10 protein-coding genes and 1 tRNA gene are annotated in these 16,997 nt (G+C 72.6%); 4 read left to right on the top strand and 7 right to left on the bottom strand.

Features of this window, described 5'->3' with window-relative positions; translation table 11 throughout:
* Positions 1-71: 71 nt before the first annotated feature.
* Positions 72-1,091: an iron-containing redox enzyme family protein gene (locus L8M95_RS10250; RefSeq protein ID WP_260486048.1), complete on the bottom strand. Its 1,020-nt coding sequence runs from the start codon at positions 1,089-1,091 to the stop codon at positions 72-74.
* A 165-nt stretch (positions 1,092-1,256) separates the two neighbouring features.
* Here L8M95_RS10250 and fdh point away from each other — a divergent pair, with 165 nt between their 5' ends.
* From fdh to nrfD, 3 genes are all read left to right on the top strand, one after another.
* A complete protein-coding gene (fdh, locus tag L8M95_RS10255; protein ID WP_396118676.1) occupies positions 1,257-4,562 on the top strand; it encodes a formate dehydrogenase in 3,306 nt (1,101 codons plus the stop codon).
* A gap of 3 nt (positions 4,563-4,565) precedes the next feature.
* Positions 4,566-5,534: a 4Fe-4S dicluster domain-containing protein gene (locus tag L8M95_RS10260; RefSeq protein ID WP_260486049.1), complete on the top strand. Its 969-nt coding sequence runs from the start codon at positions 4,566-4,568 to the stop codon at positions 5,532-5,534.
* Positions 5,535-5,683: 149 nt separating this feature from the next.
* The gene (gene nrfD / locus L8M95_RS10265) at positions 5,684-6,640 is read left to right on the top strand and encodes an NrfD/PsrC family molybdoenzyme membrane anchor subunit (protein WP_260489223.1); all 957 of its coding nucleotides are present in this window, start codon (positions 5,684-5,686) and stop codon (positions 6,638-6,640) included.
* A 54-nt stretch (positions 6,641-6,694) separates the two neighbouring features.
* Here the strand turns inward: nrfD and selB are convergent, their stop codons facing one another.
* The 3 genes from selB to L8M95_RS10280 all read right to left on the bottom strand — a co-directional run bounded on the left by selB (position 6,695) and on the right by L8M95_RS10280 (position 9,929).
* Positions 6,695-8,458, bottom strand: a complete 1,764-nt coding sequence (gene selB, locus L8M95_RS10270; RefSeq protein WP_260486050.1) for a selenocysteine-specific translation elongation factor — start codon at positions 8,456-8,458, stop codon at positions 6,695-6,697.
* Positions 8,458-9,720 (bottom strand): L-seryl-tRNA(Sec) selenium transferase, encoded by a 1,263-nt coding sequence (selA, locus tag L8M95_RS10275; protein WP_260489224.1) that lies wholly within the window; start codon positions 9,718-9,720, stop codon positions 8,458-8,460. The genes selB and selA overlap by 1 nt, the downstream gene beginning before the upstream one ends.
* A gap of 113 nt (positions 9,721-9,833) precedes the next feature.
* Positions 9,834-9,929: transfer RNA gene (locus L8M95_RS10280), tRNA-Sec, on the bottom strand.
* Positions 9,930-10,000: 71 nt separating this feature from the next.
* Here L8M95_RS10280 and selD point away from each other — a divergent pair.
* A complete protein-coding gene (gene selD, locus L8M95_RS10285; protein ID WP_260486051.1) occupies positions 10,001-11,011 on the top strand; it encodes a selenide, water dikinase SelD in 1,011 nt (336 codons plus the stop codon).
* Positions 11,012-11,341: 330 nt separating this feature from the next.
* On the opposite strand, the gene L8M95_RS10290 is transcribed toward selD, so the two are convergent.
* From L8M95_RS10290 to L8M95_RS10300, 3 genes are read right to left on the bottom strand one after another with little or no spacing between them, the layout of a single operon-like run.
* Positions 11,342-12,529, bottom strand: coding sequence for a M20 family metallopeptidase (locus L8M95_RS10290; RefSeq protein ID WP_260486052.1), 1,188 nt, complete (start codon positions 12,527-12,529; stop codon positions 11,342-11,344).
* Positions 12,507-14,396: a S9 family peptidase gene (locus L8M95_RS10295; protein ID WP_260486053.1), complete on the bottom strand. Its 1,890-nt coding sequence runs from the start codon at positions 14,394-14,396 to the stop codon at positions 12,507-12,509. Before L8M95_RS10295 ends, L8M95_RS10290 begins: the two co-directional genes overlap by 23 nt.
* Entirely contained in the window at positions 14,389-16,995 is a 2,607-nt protein-coding gene (locus tag L8M95_RS10300) for a carboxylate--amine ligase/circularly permuted type 2 ATP-grasp protein (protein ID WP_260486054.1), read from the bottom strand. The genes L8M95_RS10295 and L8M95_RS10300 overlap by 8 nt, the downstream gene beginning before the upstream one ends.
* Positions 16,996-16,997: the final 2 nt, after the last annotated feature.

Raw genomic sequence — 16,997 nt, forward strand, 5'->3', positions numbered from 1 at the left:
CCCGATTCGGAGTAGCGGATTTTCCGGAGCGGTGGGGCAGGCGGCTCGCCGGGTAACTGGCCGGGAGGCTGTCAGGGCAACAGCGAGGACTCTCCGCGCTTCCACGCCGCGAGCATTTTCTCCGCGGCCAACTCGTCGAGGTGGTCGAGCGTGCGCATGCCGAACACCACGTCGGCGGCCAGCTCCGGTTCGCGCCGCACCAGATCGCCCACCACGTCGTGGCGCATGACCTGCTCGTGGACCGCGTCGGCCTCCACGTGCTCGGCGTAGAAGTGGACACACTCCTCGGGGGCGCCCATCCGCCGCAACCCGGCCACCAGACGCGCCGACCCCGGCGACGAGGTGATCTCGATGGCCGCGAAGTGTCCGATCGCGGCGCCGCGCAGCGACCGGTGGAGCCCGAACATCGACATGAGGTTCACCGTCGACAGCGTCTCGGCCGACACCCTGTCGATGTACCCGAGGTAGGTCGGATCCAACTCGGCGGCACTCATGAGGTCCGCCCACAGCTGCTGGTGCACGCGCTCGCCGCGACCGCCGCCGAACTCGTCGAACTCGACCGCCACGAACGCCGCCTTGGCCTGGCCCTGGAGCCGCGGGATCGCGAACGCGTGCGGGTCGCCCTCCTTGAGGTGGTAGAGCGACCGGTGGGCGAAGTACTCCCGCATCTGATCCCAGGAGCCCTCGTCCTTGAAGTACCAGGACGGGCCGGTGCCGGAGGTCGCTTCCACCGACAGCGCGTCCATCTCGGCCACGGGGTCGTCGCCCGGCTCGACGGCCGAACGAAGGTGGTCGAGGAAGAGCCGCTCGAGGTCCCTGCGCATCCGCAGGACGTCGGGCTCCCACTCGAGCTCCGGGTTGACACCGGCGAAGCCCCGGTAGTGGAGCTCGTACAGGGTGTACAGCGCGAGCTGCAGATCGCGACCAAGCGGGTCGGTGTCCGCCGGAACCGGTGGCAGGCCGTCCGTGCGCCCCGTCGAGAGCGCCACGATCACCGCGTCCGACAGCGGACCGCACGCGGCGGGCAGCGGTGGGGCGGTCGGGGGCGTGGCCTCCCGGTGGAGCGCCTGGTCGGTCGGTGCGGCTGTCATGTCCCCTTGTCTACTCGTTCCGGGACCGCTCTTCCACCTGCCCGCCGGCCGTGGGCGCGACGCGGGCGGCGGCCATGGGGCGACGAGAGGGGGTCGGGCCGATACGGTTGCGGAGGTCACGGTGCTGGCGTTATATGGGGGCGGACCCGAGTACCGGAGGTGCCGATGTCGGAGCGACAACCCGACCCCGGCCGTCCGCGGGCGTCGCGGCCCGACCTGGCCCGCCGCGGATCGCCGCTCAACTGGCCGGTCTGGCGCCAGCTCACCGGTGACGATCTCCTCGGTCGCGGCTCCGCGACCCGTTCCCGCCGCTCTCTCGAGATCACCCCTCGCACGACGACCGCCGACAAGGTGGTCAAGAGCGTCTGCCCGTTCTGCGCGGTCGGATGCGCCCAGGACGTCTACGTCTCCGACGGCAAGGTCATCCAGATCGAGGGCGACGAGAACAGCCCCATCTCCCGCGGCCGGCTGTGTCCGAAGGGATCGGCGAGCAAGCAGCTCGTGACCAACCCGGACCGCATCACCACGGTGCTCCACCGCAAGCCGTACGCGACCGAGTGGGAGGAACTCGATCTCGAGACGGCCATGGAGATGGTGGCCGAGCGAGTCCTCGAGTCCCGGAAGCAGTTCTGGGAGGAGACGGACTCGAACGGCGACACCGTCCGGCGCACCCGCGGCTTCGCCAGCCTGGGCGGGGCGACGCTGGACAACGAGGAGAACTACCTCATGAAGAAGCTCTACACGGCGCTCGGCGCCATCGAGGTGGAGAACCAGGCGCGCATTTGACACTCCTCCACCGTTCCCGGTCTGGGAACCTCATTCGGGCGTGGTGGTGCCACGAACTACCAGCAGGATCTCGCGAACGCCGACTGTATCGTCATCCAGGGTTCGAACATGGCCGAGGCGCATCCGGTCGGCTTCCAGTGGGTGATGGAGGCCAAGCGCCGAGGAGCGACGGTCATTCACGTCGATCCCCGGTTCACACGCACCAGCGCGCTCGCTGACCAGCACGTCCCCATCCGCGCCGGGTCGGACATCGCGTTCCTCGGCGGGCTGATCAACCACGTGCTGTCCACCGACGCATGGTTCTCCGAGTACGTGCTCGCCTACACCAACGCGTCGACGATCATCGGCGAGGAGTTCCTCGACACCGAGGACCTCGCGGGCCTGTTCTCCGGCTTCGACTCCGACGACCGGACCTACGACCTCGACTCCTGGCAGTACGCGGGCGCCCAGAACGACATGCCCGACGAGGGCCGCGATGACGACGACGCCGAGGACGAGGCCTCCGAGACCCCCGGTGCCGCCGGCGCCCGCGCGTCGGCGACGACCGAGGACCCCTCGCGCGACGAGACCCTGCAGCACCCGCACTGCGTGTTCCAGATCCTCAAACGGCACTTCAGTCGCTACACGCCGGAGATGGTCGAGCGGACCTGCGGCGTCGCCGCGGAGGACTTCCTGCGCGTGGCCCGTGCGCTTACCGAGAACTCGGGACGGGAGCGCACGACCGCCTTCTGCTACGCGGTGGGCTGGACCCAGCACACCGTCGGCGTGCAGTACATCCGCACGGCAGCGATCCTCCAGCTGCTGCTCGGCAACATCGGCCGGCCCGGCGGCGGCATCATGGCGCTGCGCGGGCACGCCAGCATCCAGGGCTCGACCGACATCCCCACGCTGTACGACCTCATGCCGGGGTACCTGCCCACGCCGAACGCCGGCGAGCAGCCGGACCTCGACAGCTACATCGGTACCGACGACGAGGCGCAGGGCTTCTGGGGCCACATGCGCTCCTACACCGTCAGCCTGCTCAAGGCCTGGTGGGGGGACGCGGCGACCGCGGACAACGACTTCGCCTACGACTACCTGCCCAAACTCACGGGCAAGCACGACTCGACCGTCACCGTGCAGCGACAAATCAACGAGGGCGGGGGCGGTTACTTCCTCGTCGGCGAGAACCCGGCGGTGGGTACCGCGAACGGGCGGATGCAGCGGGCCGGACTGGCGAATCTCGACTGGCTGGTCGTCCGCGACCTCGTCATGATCGAGTCCGCCGATTTCTGGAAGAACGGTCCGGAGATCGAGACCGGCGAGATGCGCACCGAGGACATCGGCACCGAGGTGTTCTTCTTCCCCGCCGCCAACCACGTGGAGAAGAAGGGCACGTTCACCAACACCCAGCGGCTGCTCCAGTGGCGGCACCAGGCCGTCGAGCCGCCGGGTGACGCGCGCAGCGAGCTGTGGTTCTACTACCACCTCGGGCGGCGGCTCAAGGAGAAGCTGGCCGACTCCACCGACCCCCGCGACCGGCCGCTGCTGGACCTGACGTGGGACTACCCCATGGAGCCGGGCACCGTGGACGAGCCGGACGCCGAAGCCGTCCTCGCCGAGATCAACGGCCGCGGCCCCGACGGCGAGCCGTTGTCGGCGTTCACCCAGCTCAAGCCGGACGGCTCGACCGCGTGCGGGTGCTGGATCTACTGCGGCGTGTACGCCGACGGCGTGAACCAGGCCGCGCGGCGGAAGTCGCGGCACGAGCAAGGACCGGTGGCCCCGGAGTGGGGTTGGGCGTGGCCGGCGAACCGGCGCATCCTCTACAACCGTGCCTCCGCGGATCCGGAGGGCCGGCCGTGGAGTGAGCGCAAGGCACTGATCCGCTGGGACCCCGACGCGGACGACGGCGCTGGCCGATGGGTGGGCGACGACGTGCCCGACTTCGAGGCCGGCAAGTCGCCCGACTACACCCCGCCCGAGGGCGCGGTGGGTCCGGATGCCATCGGCGGCGCGCAGCCGTTCATCATGCAGGACGACGGCGTGGGGTGGCTCTACGCTCCCCGCGGGCTCGCCGACGGTCCGCTGCCCGCGCACTACGAGCCGCCGGAGTCGCCCGTGGCGAACCCGATCTACCCGGGTCACGACGCCAATCCCGCCCGCGCGATACGCCCCGGCCGGTACAACGAGACCCAGCCGGGTCACGGGCAGCCGGGCAGCGAGGTATTCCCGTTCGTGTTCACCACCTACCGCCTGACCGAGCACCACACGGCGGGCGCGATGAGCCGGACGCTGCCGTACCTGTCCGAGCTGCAGCCGGAGTTCTTCTGCGAGATCAGCCCGGAGCTGGCGCGGGAGCGGGGCCTGGTCAACGGCGGGTGGGCCACGATCGTGACCGCCCGCTCCGCGATCGAGGCTCGCGTGTTGGTGACCCGCCGGATGACGCCGCTGCAGATCAACGGCCGGACCCTGCACCAGATCGGCCTGCCCTATCACTGGGGTGGCAACGGTGTGAGCATCGGTGACCCGGCCAACGACCTGTTGCCACAGCAACTCGACCCCAACGTGTCCATCCCCGCGACCAAGGCTACGAGCTGTGACATCGTCGCGGGACGTCGCCCACGCGGTCCGGAGCTGCTCGAGTTCGTCGAGGAGTACCGCCGCCGGGCCGGAGTGACCCCCGACCCGGGAACGGAGAGCTGAACCATGTCCGCCTTCTTGTCCGACCTCGGGCGGTCCTTCTTCGGGGACATCGACCCCGCACAGGACAACGGCTACTCGGACCCACCGCCGCGCAAGGGCTTCTTCACCGACACCAGCGTGTGCATCGGCTGCAAGGCCTGCGAGGTGGCGTGCAAGGAGTGGAACCTCATCCCCGAGGACGGCATCGAGCTGTCGGGGATGAGCTACGACAACACCCAGGCACTGGGCGCGTCGACGTGGCGGCATGTGGCGTTCATCGAGCAGGAGGTCCCGGCGCGGGGCGGGCACATGGCGGGCGGGCACGCCGGGCCGTCCGCGCCCGTCGACCTGGGGATGCCGGCCCCTACCCTGCCCGGTGAGTCCCCCGACGCCGGCGAGCCCACGGACTTCCGGTGGCTCATGGAGTCCGACGTGTGCAAGCACTGCACGCACGCCGCGTGCGTGGACGTCTGCCCGACGGGCGCGCTCATGCACACGGAGTTCGGCACCGTGGTGGTGCAGAGCGACATCTGCAACGGCTGCGGGTACTGCGTGAGCGCGTGCCCGTACGGCGTGATCGAGCGCCGATCGGGCCCCGCGGGCGACCCCGCCGTGGGCATCGCCCAGAAGTGCACGCTCTGCTACGACAGACTCACCGAGGGCCAGACCCCCGCCTGCGCCAAGGCGTGCCCCACGGAGTCGATCCAGTTCGGTGACCTCGATGAGCTCCGCGAGCGCGCCGCCGGCCGCCTGGACCAGCTGGTGGAGGCGGGCGAGCCGAACGCCCAGCTCTACGGGCACGACTCGAACAACGGCGTCGGCGGCACGGGCGCGTTCTTCCTCCTGCTCGACGATCCCGAGGTCTACGGGTTGCCGCCGGATCCCGTGGTGACGACGCGGCACGTGGGGGCGATGTGGCGCCAGGCCGCGTTGGCGGCCGTGACCCTGTTGGGCGGCGCGGTGGCCGCCTTCGCCGTGGGGGGCGGGGCCTGATGGGCAGCGTCGACGGGGCCGACCACAACCGGGCCGACCACAACCGAGCCGACGACAACCGAGCCGACGACGACAAGGCGGGCATCTCCCCCGCACCCGGGCAGCAGACCCGGACCCGCCGACGCGGCCGGGGCGGCCGTGAGCAGTTGATGGTCCCTCGCGCGGAATTCCGTTCCTACTACGGCAAACCGATCGTCAAGGCACCGCCGTGGGAGTACGACATCGCGGCGTACCTGTTCCTCGGCGGCCTGGCCGGCGGCTCCTCGCTCCTCGCGGCCGGGGCCGACCTGGCCGGTCTGCCCAGCCAACGCCGTTCGGCCCGGATCGTGGCGTTCGGCGGGATCACCGGGAGTCTCTACTACCTGGTCAACGATCTGGGCCGGCCGGAGCGGTTCCACCACATGCTGCGGGTGCTCAAACTGACCTCGCCCATGAGCGTGGGCACCTGGATCCTGTCCGCGTACGGACCGTTCGCCGGGTTGGCGCTGGGACAGGAGATCGTCCCGCTGCTGCCCGCCCGCCTGGCGCGCCGGCTGCCCACCGACCTCATCACCCGCGCCTCGCGACCGGCCGGCATCGTCGCGGCGCTCGTGGCTCCGGCGGTCGCGTCGTACACGGCGGTGCTGCTCACCGACACGTCCCTCCCGAGCTGGAGTGCGGCGCGGCGGGAGCTGCCGTTCGTCTTTGTCGGCAGTGCCGCGGCCGCGTCCGGCGGGGTGGGCCTGCTGCTCAATCCGCTCCACGAGACGGGTCCCGCCCGACGGCTCGCGGTGGGTGGGGCGGCGCTCGAGCTCACCGCCGACCGGATCATGCAACGGTCGATGGGCATCACCGCGGAGCCGCTCCACGCGGGCCGGGCCGGGGCGTACCACCGCGCCGCCCAGCTCCTCACCGTCGCCGGTGCGGCGGGCGCGGTGCTCGGGCGACGCAATCGCCTCCTGTCCGCGGCCGCGGGGGTCGCCCTGGCCGCGGGGTCGGCGTGCACCCGGTGGGCGGTGTTCCACGCCGGTATGGCGTCGGCGCAGGACCCGAAGTACGTGGTCGTCCCGCAGCGGGAGCGGCGCGGCGCCCGCGGTGGCGGCGAGGCCTACGCGGACCAGGGGTAAGCGGGCCCACGCGGGATCGCGGCCGGCGGCGCGGTCCGACGGCCGGCCAACCGGTCAGAGGATGGCGTGCCCGTCGTCGCCCTCGCGGCGGCTCAGCCCCCGGTCGGCGAGCGCCTCCAGCAGCGGCATCACGACGCGCCTGGAGGTGCCCAGATGGGTGCGGGCGCTGCTCGGGGTGAACGGCTGCGCGAGTTCCCCGAGCCTGCGCGCGGCCTCGGCGAACGCGCCCGGGGCCAGCCACACCCCGGGCCCCACGCCGACGAGGAGTCCGGCCCGCTCGCACGCCGAGAGCTCACGGGGCCCCAGGCCCAATTCGGCCAGGTCGTCGGCGGTCGGGGCGTCGAACGGCCTGACCCGGAGCCGCTCGGCCAGGGTCTCGGCCGCCGCCCGGACAGACCGGGGAAGTCCCGGCCCGTCGCCTGCGACGACCCGACCTCGCTGCGTCCGCAGCGGCGCCGCCGCCGGATGGTCGAGGACGACCCCGAGCAGGGCGGCATCCGGCAGGCCCAGGGTGCGCCGGGCCGCCTCCGTCGGCAGGCCGGGATCGAGGGGATCGTCCCGGTCATGTCGACGTACGGCCCCGACGAGGGCCTCCGCGAGGGCCGCGACGTGGTCCGGGTCGATCAGCCACCCGCGGTGCGCCGGGTCGACGGACGGGACCGTGATCCCCCAGGCTCTCAGGTCGTCGACGTGGGCCACCCCGCGTCGGCTCAGCTCCGAGGCCAGGTCCGGACTCTCCGGGGTCGCCGAGAGCTCCTCCGCCCGACGTCGGGCCGCGCCGCGGCGTCGCAGAGGTGGCGGCGCCGGATCGAGCACCACGGCCCCCGCTGGAATACGGTCGGCGCCCGGTTCGCGCAAAATGAGCCGGTCCCCCACCCGCAGCGGCAGCGGGGCGGCGAGGGTGAGCCGGGCATGCCCCTCGTCGAGGGGCCGCACGCGCGCGGCCGTCGCCGCGGACCCGACGTGCAGCATCACCTGCTCCGGCAGCGCGTCCGTCCGCCCGTCGACGCGGACGTCGAGAGTCGTGATCGGGCGCCACCGACGCGGGGCGACCAGGGCACTGCCCCGCGGGATGTCCTCCGCCGCGACCCCACGCAGGTTCACCGCGACCCGCGCCACCGCGGCGACCTCGTCGCGCCGCTGCCCGAGCGACTGCAGTCCACGAACCGTGACCTGCGGACCGTTCGGGCCCAGCTCCAGCACGTCGCCGGCCCGGATCGTCCCCGCCGGCAGTGTGCCCGTGACGACGGTGCCGGCGCCGCCGATGGTGAACGACCGGTCCACCCACAGCCGGACGTCGGCATCACGATCGGGCTCCGGCAGCAGCGTCCCCAGCCGGGCCAACTCGGCGCGCAGGGTGTCCAGTCCGGCGCCGGTGACGGCCGAGACGCACACCGCCGGGACGTCCGCGAGCGGGGTCCCGGCCATCGCGTCGCGGGCCTCGGCGAGCGCCAGGGCGGGATCGAGCAGGTCGCTGCGGGTGATGACGAGAACCCCGTGCTCGACGCGCAGCGCGGTGAGCGCGTCGAGGTGTTCGGCGGACTGCGGCATCCACCCGTCATCGGCGGCCACGACGAACATCACCGCGGGAACAGGCCCGATCCCGGCCAGCATGTTGGGGACGAACCGCCGGTGGCCGGGCACGTCGACGAACGCGACCGTGCGCCCGTCGTCGAGGGTGGTGGAGGCGTAGCCCAGGTCGATGGTCAGACCGCGGTGGCGTTCCTCGACCCACCGGTCGGGCTCCTCGCCGGTCAGCGCACGGACGAGGGTCGACTTGCCGTGATCGACGTGGCCGGCGGTGGCGACGACGAACATCAGGCGAGCGCCTCCGCCCGGAGCACGAGCCGCCCCAGCTCGTCGTCGTCGCCCTCGGGTACCGCACGCAGATCAAGGAGGCACCGGCCGTCGGTCACGCGTCCCAGGACGGCGGGGCGTCCCGCGCGCAGCCTCTCGGCGACGTGCTCGGGCAGGGACACCGCGGCGCTGGGCAGGCCGACGCCCGGGGCGCCCCCGCCACCGACGGCGGCGACGGATCGGACGGCCTCCGCGTCCAGCCCCGCCGCGCGCAGCCGTGCGGCGATCCGCTCGGCACGCTCCCGCAGTTCGGCCGGGTCGGCCTCGAGACCGGCGACGACGGGCGGACGCGGGCCGCGCAGCGTCGCCTCGAGGGCGGCCAGCGTGAGCTTGTCGACCCGCAGCGCCCGGGCGAGCGGATGGCGGCGCAGGCGCTGCACGAGCGCGGCGTCGCCGGCCATGATCCCGGCCTGCGGGCCCCCGAGGAGCTTGTCACCGCTGGACGTCACGAGGTCGGCGCCCGCCGCCAGCGTCGTGGTCATGTCCGGCTCATCCGGCAGCGTGGGGTGAGGTGCGAGCAGCCCCGACCCGATGTCCACCACCAGCGGCACGCCGAGCTCCCGCAGCTCGGCGGGCGGGACCGTCGAGGTGAAGCCGCTCACCACGAAGTTGGAGGGGTGGACCTTGAGGACGAACGCCGTGGTGTCGTCGATCGCGCGGGAGTAGTCCTCGGCGTTGACCCGATTGGTGGTGCCGACCTCCCGCAACCGGGTGCCCGTGGATTCCAGCAGCTCCGGCAGGCGGAACCCGTCGCCGATCTCCACCATCTCACCGCGCGCGATGACGATCGTCCGCCCCGGCCCGCCCAGCGCGGTCGCGGCGAGCGCCAGGGCGGCCGCGCCGTTGTTCACCACGTGGACGTCTCCCGCCGTGGGCACGGCGGCCCGCAGTGCGTCGAGGGCGCCGCGTCCCCGCCTGCCCCGGCGGCCCGTCGCCAGGTCCAACTCCACGTCGTTGGTGCCCGCGGCCTCGGCGAGCGCTCGCACGGCGGCGTCCGAGAGCGGGGCCCGGCCGAGATTGGTGTGCAGCAGGACGCCGCTGGCGTTGAGGACGGGCGTCAGCGTCACGGGCGCGCTTGGCAGCGCGGCGAGCACCGCGCCGACGATCCCGTCGACCGCGAGCAGTCCCGCGCGGGCGCGGCCCTGGGCGTCGCGGATCTCGCCCTTGACGAGCTCGCGGCCCAGCCCGTCGACCGCCGCGGCGAGGCGGGGATCGCGGAGCAGGACGTCGGTGGACGGGATGAGACGACGCGGATCGGGCGACGGCGCCCCCGACCCCTCGCGTGGCTGCTCGGTGATCTTCCGTTCCCCTTTTCGGATCGGTGCCGGTGAGGTTGTGGCGGAGGCGGACGGGAATCGAACCCGCCTGACCGAGATACTCGGCCACGTCGGTTTTGAAGACCGCGGGGACCACCAGGTGCCCGGACGCCTCCCTGCCCCACGAGACTAGGCGGTGTTCCCCGGCCGCGCCCACCGAACGGCGCCGCGTCGTTAGGGTCGGACCATGGCCACCGAACCCATCTCGCCCGTCGCCCGGCTCACCTCCTACGCCCACGGTGGCGGGTGCGCCTGCAAGATCCCGCCCGGTGCACTGGAGAACGTGGTCGCGGACCTCATCGGGGCGCCGGTCCGCGATCCCGCCGCGGAGCTCATCGTGGGTCTCGACGACGGCGACGACGCGGCGGCGGTACGGATCGCCGGCGGCCGGGCCATCATCAGCACGGCCGACTTCTTCACCCCGGTGGTCGACGACCCGAACGACTGGGGGCGCATCGCCGCGGCCAACGCGCTCTCGGACGTGTACGCGATGGGCGGGACGCCGATCATGGCGATCAACCTGCTGTGCTGGCCGATGGACGTCCTGCCGTACGAGATGGCCGGGCAGGTGCTGCGCGGTGCGCAGGAGGTGGCCGGCGCCGCCGGCTGTCACGTGGCCGGCGGACACAGTGTCGACGACCCCGAGCCCAAGTACGGCATGGCCGTCACCGGCGTGGCGGACCCCGACCGGCTTCTGCGCAACGACGCGGGCCGGGCCGGGGTGCCGTTGTCGCTCACCAAGCCACTGGGGATCGGGATGCTCAACTGTCGGCACAAGAACACCGGCGAGGTGAGCCGAGAGGCGGTCGAGACGATGACCCGACTCAACGACGTCGCCTCCCGGGACGCCCTGGCCGCCGGGGTCGAGTGCGCCACAGACGTCACCGGGTTCGGACTGCTCGGTCACCTGTACAAGATGGCCCGGGCCAGCGGCGTCTCCGCGGTGATCGATGCTGCCGCCGTTCCCTACCTCGAGGGTGCGCGGCAGGCGCTCGCCGACGGCTTCGTCAGCGGCGGGACCCGACGCAACCTCGACTGGGTGCGTCCGCACCTCGCATCCGGGGTCGACGAGGGCGAGCTGCTCCTGCTCGCCGACGCCCAGACCTCCGGCGGGCTACTCGTGGCCGGGGAGATCCCGGGGGGCACCGTGATCGGCGAACTCGTGCCCGCCGGCGACGCGGCCATCACCGTGCGCTGACGGGGCCGGCGGGCGCTGACGGGCGCTAACGGGCGCAGGCGGGCGGGTACCGGAAGGCGCCGACGGGGCTGCCGGACGGAGTGCGTCCGCGGTGCCACAACGGCATCGACGTGCGGGGTATCGACGTGCGGGGTCACCGACTTGCGCGCCGGGAATGGACCATTCACGGCACGCACCCCCGCCCGGAACGGGCATTCAGGACGCGTAAGCCGAAGAGCGCGCGGACCGGTCAGCACCTGCGCGGGTCCGACACGGCGCGGCCCGGTCGAGGCGCCGCCCGCCGTCCGCAGTCGGCGGGCACCGGCGCCCGCCGACCCGCGCCCCTCCGGCTCAGGCGCTGCGGTCGAGGCGGGCGAACGCGTCGAAGATGCGGGCACCGTGGGCCAGCGCGCGCTCGTCGAGTACGAACCCCGGGTGGTGCAGGTCGGTCTCCTCGGACTCTCCGTCCCACACGCCCAACCGCAGGTAGACGCCGGGGATCTCCTCGGTGTACCAGGCGAAGTCCTCGCCGCCGCTGGACTGCTCGGCGGTGCCCACCCCGTCCGGTCCGAGCACGGATTCGACCGCCTTCGCGGCGAGATCGGCGCACTCGTCGTCGTTCACCACGGGCGGCACACCCTGGATGTACTCGACCTCGGTGCGCGCCCCGTACAGGGCGCCGATCCGCTCGACGGTCTCGCGCACCAGCGGCTCGACGGTCGCCCACACGTCCCGGTCCGCGCTGCGCAGCGTTCCCCAGATCTCGCCCGAGTCGGGGATGACGTTGGGCGCGGACCCGCCGGCCTTGATCGAGGCCCACGTGAGCACGGTGCCCGACCGCGGGTCGATCCGCCGGTCGATCACGCCCGTGACGCCCGTGACGATCTGGGCGAGGGTGAAGACGGTGTCCTGGGTCTCGTGCGGACGCGCGGTGTGCCCGCCCGCCGACCGGACGGTGATGCCGATCTTGGCGTTGGAGGACGTGATGGCCCCGCCGGTCACACCCACCTCGCCGACCCGGCGGTGCGGGTCGCAGTGCAGAGCGAGGATGCGGTCGACCCCCTTGACCACGCCCTCCTCGACGCAGTCCTTGGCGCCGCCGGGCATCGTCTCCTCGGCGGGCTGGAAGATCAGCCGTACCGGGCGGGGCGGGGGGTCGGCGACCAGCATCTCGGCGGCGCCCAGCAGCATCGCGGTGTGGCCGTCGTGCCCGCAGGAGTGGCTGACGCCCTCGACCTCGGAGGAGAAGGACTCGCCGGACTCCTCGCTCATGGCCAGCGCGTCGATGTCCGCGCGCAGCGCCACCACGTCGGTCGACGTGGCCCCGTCGGCAGCGGCGATGTCGCACCACAGCCCGGTTCCCACCTCGAACCGCTCGGGCTCGAGCCCCATCGACCGGAGCTGCGACTCGATGTACCCGGTCGTCTCCCGCTCCTCGTAGGACAGCTCGGGGTGGGCGTGGATGTGCCGCCGCCACTGCACGAGCCTGCCCTCGAACCCGGCCGGGTCGGGGGTCTCATTCTTCTTGCGTCCGAACATCGAACACCTCCTGGCAGAACTGGACCACCCGGTCGCCGAGAAGCTGCCGGTTGGCCAATTTCACGAATTCATGACCTTCGTCCTCGAACAGCAGGACGTCCACCGGTACGCCACTCCGGCGCAGGAACTCCACGGCCTGATCGGTCTCGCTGAGCGGCACATTGGTGTCGTGCGCGCCGTGGACGAAGAGCATCGGGACGTCCACATGGTGGTAGCGCCGCAGGGGCGAGGCCTCCCGCAGGAGTTCCCGTTCCTGGAGCGGGTTGCCGTACTTGGGGTAGGCGGCCGCGGCGATCCACGGCTCCGTGGTGCGGTAGAAGGTCTGCAGGTCGCTCATGCCGCACGCGGCGATCCCGCCGCACCACCTCCCGGGATGACGGACCAGGGTGGCGTTGACCAGGTAGCCGCCGTAGGAGCGGCCCGAGACCACCGCCCGACCGGGGTCGGCGATGCCCTCGTCGATCAGGTGCAGCAGGGCGTCCTCGACGTCGTCGATCGCCGAGAACCGCCCGTAGCGGTCGTCGGCGTGACTGTAGAAGCGCCCCGCGCCGGTGGAGCCGCGCACGTTGGGCAGGAAATAGTTCACGCCGATGTCGAGGTAGCGGCGGGCGATGTCGTTGTACCCGGGGCGCGACTGCCCCTCGGGGCCGCCGTGGAGGTGGACCACGGTCGGGCCCGGTTCGTCGCCGATGTCGGGCCGGTAGAGCCAGCCGCTGAGCTGGAGCCCGTCACGGGCGGGGAACTCGACCAGTGTCGGCGCAGGATCGGGCTGCTCGGGCGGCCGCCCGGTCCACCTGCGGTTGTCCACGTCGTACATCACGGTGCGGGGAGGTTGGTCGAGGCTCTGGACGGTGAGCGCGAGCAACCGGCCGTCGGCGGTGAGCGTCGGGGACGACACCACGACCTCGGGCAGCGGCGGCCGGACGATGACACGGGGGCGTTCCGGCCGCAGGTCGAGGACCTCGATCTCCGACAGGCCGCCGCGCACGTTCCACAACAGGACCGCGGTCGAGCGGTCCAGGCTCACCTCGACCTTGTCGAGATCGGCGTCCGTGCGGAACGCCACCGGCCAGGACTCGGTGGAGTCCTCGTCCGCCTCGACCGCGAGCAGGCCCATCCGGTCGGCCGAGTGGTCGCTGCGCACGATCATCCGCATGGGGCGGTCGGCGTCCCCGGCGTCGAGGATGACCCCCGCGTCGGTGGTGGAGCCGGTGTCGACGGGCAGCAGGGGCCACCACCGGCCGTCGGGGACGATGCGCAGCAGCTCGCGGTTCCCGCGAGCGCCCACCCTGAACAGCGCGGCACCGTCCCACGCGTGGACCAGTGCGCCGCCCATCCGGCGGTCGACCACGGTGCTCTCCCCGGTCTCCGGGTCCACGAGTCGGCCCTCGGCCAGGCCCTCGGAGTCGAAGGCCGTCACCGCGAGCAGGTCGCCGTCCCACCCGACGATCTGCACGGTGGCGTCGCTCGAGGTGTCGACGGGATAGACGGCGTGATCCTCGGGGTCGGTGGTGACCAGCCAGATCCGTTCGCGTTCACCGCCGTCCGGAGCGACCTCGCAGGCCAGCCACCTGCCGTTGGGCGAGTACGCGACGCGGCGCACCGGACCGTCGACGGGCAGGACCACGTCGCGTTCCGGCCCGGCACCGTCCAGCCCGCCCGGTCCGAGCGGCCGTTGGACGGCGCGCGGGTAGCCGGAGCGCTCGGTGACCACGCATGCCAGCATCGACCCGTCGGGCGACAGGTTGGGGGAGGTGGTGTGGCGGATCTTGGTGGGGCCCCCGGCGGCGTCGTCGGGAGGACCCGCGATGTCCCGGGACTCCGCCTCCTCGGTGACCTCGACTTCGACCTCGGTGGTGTCACGCACGGTGAATCCAGGTGTCCTTTCCGCCGCCCCCACTCGAGGCGTTGACGACCATGGTGCCCGCCGGGGCCACGCGCGTCAGTGCGACGGGCGGTGCAGAGGCGAGGATCTCTCCCCCATCGCCGTGCCGCAGCATGACGAACGCCCGCATGTCGACGTGTCGACGCTGCAGCTCGCGGCCGTCGAAGGTCGGCAGCGTGGACAGAGGCTGCACCTCCTGCGCGACGAACCGGTCGCCGTGGCGGCGCAGTTCGTCCCGGCGCTCGTCGAGCTCGCGGGGCGAGCACTCCGGACCCACGGTGATGTCCGACCCGCCGTATCCGTCGATCGGCTTGACCACCAACTCGCCCAGCCGGTCCAGGACCTCCCGGCGCTGGTCCGGGTCGGCGCAGAGGTAGGTGTCGACCTGGCCGATGAGGGGCTTCTCGCCGAGGTAGAAGTCGATGATCTTCGGGACCAACGCGTAGATCGCCTTGTCGTCGGCCGCGCCGTTGCCCGGCGCGTTGACCACGGCGACACCGTGTTCCGCCATCGCCCCCAGCAGGCCGCTGCGTAGCGCGGTGCCGTCGGCCCCCGTGGAGGACAGCAGCATCTCCTCGTCCATACGGACGTAGAGCACGTCGATCCTCTGACGCTCCCCACCCTCGACCCGCCACAGTCCGGAGTCCTCGCACACCAGGTCCGAGGGGGTCACCAGGATCCCACCGACCGCCTCGGTGACGCTGTTGAGGTCGAACGCCTCGAGCTCGTCCTCGGCGATCACCACGGCGATCGTCGGATCGTCGACGCCCTCGGGCGCAGCCGCCCGTAGGGTGTCGGTCAGCATGGCGAGGGCGTCGCGGGGGTCGTGGACCTCCGAGCGCGCGCCGAATTCGGGGTAGCCCTCCGCGATGCGGTCGCGCAGGGCGACCGCCATCGCCATTCCCCCGGGCATCCGGAGGTTGTCCTCGAGCACGATCCACTCGCCCGGTGCCGTGGAGACCAGGTCCACGCCGCACACCGGCGCGTGCAGGACGCCCTCGGGGACCGCGCGCCCGGTGGGCCGGAACCCGGGGGCCCGCTGGAGCGCCTCGGCGGGGACCACGCCGGCCCGGCTGATCTCCCCCGCCCCGTAGATGTCGCGCAGGAACATCTCCATCGCGCGGGCACGCTGCTCGATGCCCGCGGAGATCCGCGCCCACTGGTCGGCCGGGACGATCCGTGGGACGGAGTCCAGCGGGAAGACCTGCGGTTCGTCCTTGCCGTACACCTTGAGCGTGATGCCCATGGAGCGCAGGGTGTCGTCCACCTGCGCCTTGCGCTCGCACAGGACGTCGGGGCCCAGGTCGGACACGGCCTTGAGCACGTCCACGTACTCGGGCCGCGGGGAGCCGTCCTCGGCGATCGCCTCGTCGTGCACCTCCTCGGTCACCGCCTCGCCGAGCGGCGAATAGGCGGCGAGCATGCTCCGCATCCCCCGGTCGTCGCTGATCTCCCGGGGTCGGATCCGCCCGACGGTCTCCGCGAACAGGACGGCGATCACGTCGCTGCGGCGCCCCCGTCGGCGGTGCGCCGCGCGCTGGCGGGTCGCCGAGGTCGCGGCGCCGCGGACCCCGTCGAGCAACTCCAGCACCAGGTCGAGTTCGCCTCCGGCCCGGAGGTGGTCGACGTGGTCGTCGACCAGTCCGGTGAGCACCTCGGTGGCGGGCCGGGGACGCCCGGTGGCCACGTCCACCAGGTCGCCCTCCAGTCCGGAGCGGGCGGCGCGCCAGAACGCCGCCGCAAGGACGGCGTCGGAGGGACCGTCCCACCGGTCGGATCCCGGGTCGTGCTCCGCGTCCCGTGCGGCGAGGACGCGGTCGACCGCCGCGCGGAACAGGGCGGCGACGACGACGAGGGTGTCGACGGTGCTACAGGAGTCGCAGGCCACGAGTTCGATTCCGTCCCCGTCCCGGGCGGGGCGGACGTCGACCGCGATGGACTCCCGTCCCGCGACCACGCCGGTGGCGATGATCTCGTCCTCACAGGCGAGCGCCTCGGCGGCGGTGTCGGCGGCGTACGCGGGCACGTGTGCGGGTGACCACTGACTCTCGAAGTAGCGGGTGGAGGCGTAACCGGAATCGGTGCCGTCGGCCCAGTAGGGAGAACTCGCCGACAGTGCCAGCAGCACCGGTGCGAGGGCGGCGACCCGGCGGGCCGCGTACTGGGCCTCGTCTGCATCGGCAGTCTCGACCACCACGCGGAAGCCGGCCGAGGCGCGGGTCTGGGACTCGCGGCCCGGCGCGGGGTGGGGGTCCTGCGGCGCGGGTTCGAACTCCACGCCGGGCGAGGCCAGGGACCCGGCCGCGACCACCCCGGTCCGCAGCCCGTTGGCCGCCTCGGCCAGTCGGGCCCGGTTCCGGCGGAGGGCATCGCCCAGGTCGCCGATCCCGGTGTGGGCGCCCGCGTCCGCGACCACGACCGCCCCGTGTTGCTCCGGCCGGACGTGGCCCTCCTGCCCCTGCTGCCCCGTGTCGCCGAGAGCGGCGAGCACGTCCGCGGCCCGCCGAACCGGTCGCCGGCTCCTCGTGTCGACGAGGTGGAGTTCCTCTTCGACTCTGATCCATCGCTGTGCGTCGGTCATCA

It is taken from the genome of Dietzia sp. B32, from assembly GCF_024732245.1.
Classification (GTDB): Bacteria; Actinomycetota; Actinomycetes; order Mycobacteriales; family Mycobacteriaceae; genus Dietzia.